The 3,978-nt window shown below is 37.9% G+C and carries 6 protein-coding genes and 2 pseudogenes; 4 read left to right on the top strand and 4 right to left on the bottom strand.

Annotated elements, in window-relative coordinates:
• Both BGI33_RS11285 and BGI33_RS11280 read right to left on the bottom strand, forming a co-directional pair.
• A pseudogene (locus tag BGI33_RS11285) lies at positions 1–217 on the bottom strand (IS3 family transposase); the annotation flags it as partial.
• Positions 218–251: 34 nt separating this feature from the next.
• A pseudogene (locus BGI33_RS11280) lies at positions 252–474 on the bottom strand (transposase); the annotation flags it as partial.
• Positions 475–485: 11 nt separating this feature from the next.
• On the opposite strand from BGI33_RS11280, the gene BGI33_RS11275 reads away from it, so the two are divergent.
• A complete protein-coding gene (locus BGI33_RS11275; RefSeq protein WP_100089935.1) occupies positions 486–776 on the top strand; it encodes an AHH domain-containing protein in 291 nt (96 codons plus the stop codon).
• A 3-nt stretch (positions 777–779) separates the two neighbouring features.
• On the top strand, positions 780–1,373 hold the full coding sequence (locus BGI33_RS11270) for a hypothetical protein (protein WP_065610589.1): 594 nt from the start codon (positions 780–782) through the stop codon (positions 1,371–1,373).
• Positions 1,374–1,608: 235 nt separating this feature from the next.
• Here the strand turns inward: BGI33_RS11270 and BGI33_RS14405 are convergent, their stop codons facing one another.
• Positions 1,609–1,782, bottom strand: coding sequence for a hypothetical protein (locus tag BGI33_RS14405; protein WP_257378943.1), 174 nt, complete (start codon positions 1,780–1,782; stop codon positions 1,609–1,611).
• Positions 1,783–1,791: 9 nt separating this feature from the next.
• Positions 1,792–2,223 carry a hypothetical protein gene (locus BGI33_RS11260; protein WP_144235431.1) on the bottom strand — a complete coding sequence of 144 codons (432 nt, stop codon included), beginning with the start codon at positions 2,221–2,223 and terminating at the stop codon, positions 1,792–1,794.
• A gap of 150 nt (positions 2,224–2,373) precedes the next feature.
• On the opposite strand from BGI33_RS11260, the gene BGI33_RS11255 reads away from it, so the two are divergent.
• Together BGI33_RS11255 and BGI33_RS11250 are read left to right on the top strand one after the other, a co-directional pair.
• Complete coding sequence (locus tag BGI33_RS11255) at positions 2,374–3,198, top strand: RHS repeat-associated core domain-containing protein (protein ID WP_100091291.1); 825 nt, start codon at positions 2,374–2,376, stop codon at positions 3,196–3,198.
• Between the two features lie 9 nt (positions 3,199–3,207).
• Positions 3,208–3,615: an NTF2 fold immunity protein gene (locus tag BGI33_RS11250; protein WP_100089913.1), complete on the top strand. Its 408-nt coding sequence runs from the start codon at positions 3,208–3,210 to the stop codon at positions 3,613–3,615.
• Positions 3,616–3,978 lie beyond the last annotated feature (363 nt).

Raw genomic sequence — 3,978 nt, 5'->3', positions numbered from 1 at the left:
GCTTTCTGATACGATTAAAACACTTGGGAAAGCCCCAGCGTAAATGCCTGTCAGTGATAGCACTGAGTACTGACACAATCACCGAGTCATCTGGTAATTTAGGTTGATAATAGTAAGCACAGCGGCTTAAGCCAACAATTGCGCAGCTCATAGCAATAGTAACAGGATGACTTTCTTGTAATTGCACAGCCCAAGCTTTACGTGCCTTGGTAGGCACTATAGCTTTTTTATGATTTCCTCCTGAAGCTGAGATTTTAAACTGAGCTCGGCAAACATTTGCTTAAGCTTACGGTTTTCAGCTTCCAGTTCCTTTAAACGTTTGATATCGGAGGTTTCCATACCACCGTATTTTTGCCGCCATTTATAAAAAGTCGAGTTGCCGATACCATATTTACGGCAAAGTTCTTTAACAGGAATACCGGCTTCAGCTTCTTTTAAAATAGATACGATTTGATGTTCAGTCATTTTTTTCATGATTAAATCCTCTGTGGGTTAATAAAGAGAATTTTCTACTTCAGAGCTGTACTATTTTAAGGGATAGTTACATTAAGAATGGAAATTGGCGAAAAGATGTTCTTAATGATCCATTAAATAAAATAGATGTTCCAGGACATAAAGGTCCACACCCAGAAGAAATGCATCAAGAAATATATAAACGTTTAAAACAAGCTAGTGATAAAAGTCCAGAAGCATTTAAAGAAGCTTTAGCAGAACTTGGTAAAGAAGCTGTGACCCCAAATTCATGGTTAAATAAAATATTAACTAAGAGTGACTAATAAATGAAATACTTTAAACTAAATCCAAATGTTAACAGCAAAAAGTGGAGAGGATGTATTATTCCACGTGATGAGTTGATTGATGATGGAGGTAATGTAATTCCCGTTGATTTTTTGTCTTTAATAAAAATACCTACAAACAAAAAACTTTTTTTTAAAAAATTAAGGGATGGTTATTTCTCACCAATAAGTACAATTGGAGCTAAATATCTCCTTTTTGATAGTAAAATTAATAGGATAAACAATATATCGGGTAATGGTGTTAAATTAATTCCTATTTCTGATAGTGAGAAGCCAGAAAAAGCATATTTAATAATGTACCCTTTTGAATGTGTTGATTGTGTTAACTGGGATTTATCTGAAATAGACTTATGGCCATCAGGCTATGTTCCAAAAGAATGGGAATCAAAACGTGGGCGTTTTTTTCTAAAACCAGCTATCCACGAAAATAAAATTCCTAAACATTTAGATGCATTTTGTTTAAATGAATGGGATGGGGCATTTAATATTATTATTTCAGAAAGACTTAAAAATAAAATATTATCACTTGATTTTGATCATTCATTTTTAGAATTTTATGAGCTAGTTCAAACGTAAATTAAATAGCAAAAATTTGTCTATAACCTTTAATTTTATCGTCATAATACAGACTTACATCCAGCCCGATCATTATCTTATTTTAGCGTTTGATAATTTGATAGATGGAAAGTAGAAGTAGGACTATATAGATAACTACTAGTCCTAATTGATGATTTTGGACTGTTGATAATATGACATCAATTACTGGTACAGGTGGTGATGCGACTGATCACGATGCGAATAATAAATTCTTCTAAATAGATTTAAAACTACAACTAGAGTTACTTACGACCCACTGGGCAACCGCATCGCCACCACCCTGCCGGATGGGCGCACCATCAACAGCCTGTATTACGGTTCCGGCCACCTGCACCAGATAAACATCGACGGCCACATCATCAGCGATATCGAACGCGACAACCTGCACCGCGAAGTATTACGTACCCAGGGACGCCTGAACACCCAGTTCAAATACGACCGTAACAGCCGTCTGCAACACAAACAGATACAGCGCAATCAGAATCCCATCCTGCCCGATATCCTCATCGAACGCAGCTACCAGTACGACAACCTCGACCGGCTGGTAAGCAAAAAACACAGTAAACACGGGCAGACCGATTACCGCTATGATCACACCGGCAGAATCGAAGGCTGTCGCAACCAGAGATACTGGGAAACCCTGCAATACGATGCCGCTGCCAACCTGCTGGACAGCAAATACAGAGAGGACTACAGCAACTACAACCTGATTCGCTGTAACCAGCTCCTGCATTTCAGAGGACACCACTACCGCTACGACGAGCACGGCAGAACCCAAAGCAAACAGACCATCGGCGCCACCCAGCACTACCACTACGATGCTGACCACCGCCTGACTGAAGTACGCATCGAACAGCTCAACAAAACCGAACGATACCGCTACCTCTATGACGCCCTTGGCAGACGCATCGAAAAACAGAAGTTAGACCGCGAAGGCAAACCCTACAACCGTACCCGCTTCCTGTGGGACGGGTTAAGAATGATTCAGGAAACCGGCCCGAATCACCCCACCAGCCTGTATATCTATACCGACCAGAACAGCTACGAACCACTGGCACGGATAGATAAACGAAGTAACGAGCCAGAAAGGGTCATGTACTTCCACACCGATCTGAACGGCTGTCCGGAAGAGCTTACCGATGCAAACGGCGAAATACTCAGGGAATGCAGCTTTCAGCTGTGGGGAAAGCGGATTCATGAAATCGAACACGAACCCATAGAGCAAAACCTCAGATATCAAGGACAATATTTAGACAGAGAAACTGGTTTACATTACAATACGTTCAGGTATTATGATCCGGATATAGGTAGATTTACTCAGCCTGACCCGATTGGGTTGCTGGGTGGATTTAATCTGTATCAGTATGCGCCTAATGGGTTGACTTGGATTGATCCGTGGGGGTGGATTTGTGAAGTAAAAGTTAAACGAGGAGCACAGGGTCAACCTCTTTCAGCAAAAGCGACAGTTTCAAGAGCTGATATAGGCTCAGGCACAGCAACTAATCCTTCTTCAAGAGCATTTGCCAGAAGATTAGGTAACGCAGATGATGATGCGGGACATATTTTAGCGAAAATATTAGGAGGTTCAGGAGGTATAGATAATGTTTTCCCTCAGTTAAAAGGAATAAATCGTGGTCAATATCGAGCTTTTGAAAAAATAATTAAACAGTATATTCAAGAGCATGGAACCGTGGATATTAAATGGAATTTTATTTATGGCAAAGGAGGCACAAGACCAACCGTAATAGAATACTCAGTTTTTCAAAATGGGAAGAATGTGTTAAATAATATTTTTAAAAATTAGGTAAACTAAATGGATATTGAAATTGCGAAAAATATATTAAAAGAATTTATTATTGCGATGAATCATTGGGAAATACTTTGCTATCCAAAATTAAAAAGTGATTCTTCAGAAGAAGCTTATTTACAAATGACTAAAGATTTGAATTTTATATTTAATAAATTTTGTACAAAAAAAGAGCGAAAATATGGTCGACAAGCTGCATTATCTTGTGGAAACCCACCAGAGTACTCACCAGATGAAGAGATACTAAAAATAGAAGAACTCAAAGGTAATAAAGTAGTTATTTACACTCAACAACAAAATCGTGCAAAAAGTCAATTTCGTTATACCTTGCATTACAAAAAACATGAGTGGCGTATTGATAAAAAAGAGGTATATGATAAGTTTGATAATAATTGGGACAAATATCCATTGTAATAATTACTAGAATTCTAGCGTAAATACGATTAAATGTCTGGAAAAAGCAAGATAATAACTAAGCATCAGATATATCAATCATTGTTTTAATTTAAATAATCTAATTATGATTGATTAAATATATTTTTAAAAATCCAATGTAAGGAATTATTTTGTATTTATTTAGGAGTATGACTTAGATAAAACAGAAGGTATTATGGGTCTAGGAATGACTCAAGGGTAGATGCTTTTAACGAATAAGAGCCAGTCAAACTTGAATTAATTAGGAGTGTACTAGTAAAAAAATACCTGGACAGGCAAACGCAGAGAAGAATACAGCAACCACAACCTGATTCACTGTAACCAGCTCCTGCATTTCAGAGG

The sequence above is a fragment of the Snodgrassella alvi genome, from assembly GCF_002777425.1.
GTDB classification, from domain to species: domain Bacteria; phylum Pseudomonadota; class Gammaproteobacteria; order Burkholderiales; family Neisseriaceae; genus Snodgrassella; species Snodgrassella alvi_B.
The sequence above is the reverse complement of the archived record's forward strand: the minus strand, read 5'-3'. Positions and strand labels throughout refer to the sequence as shown.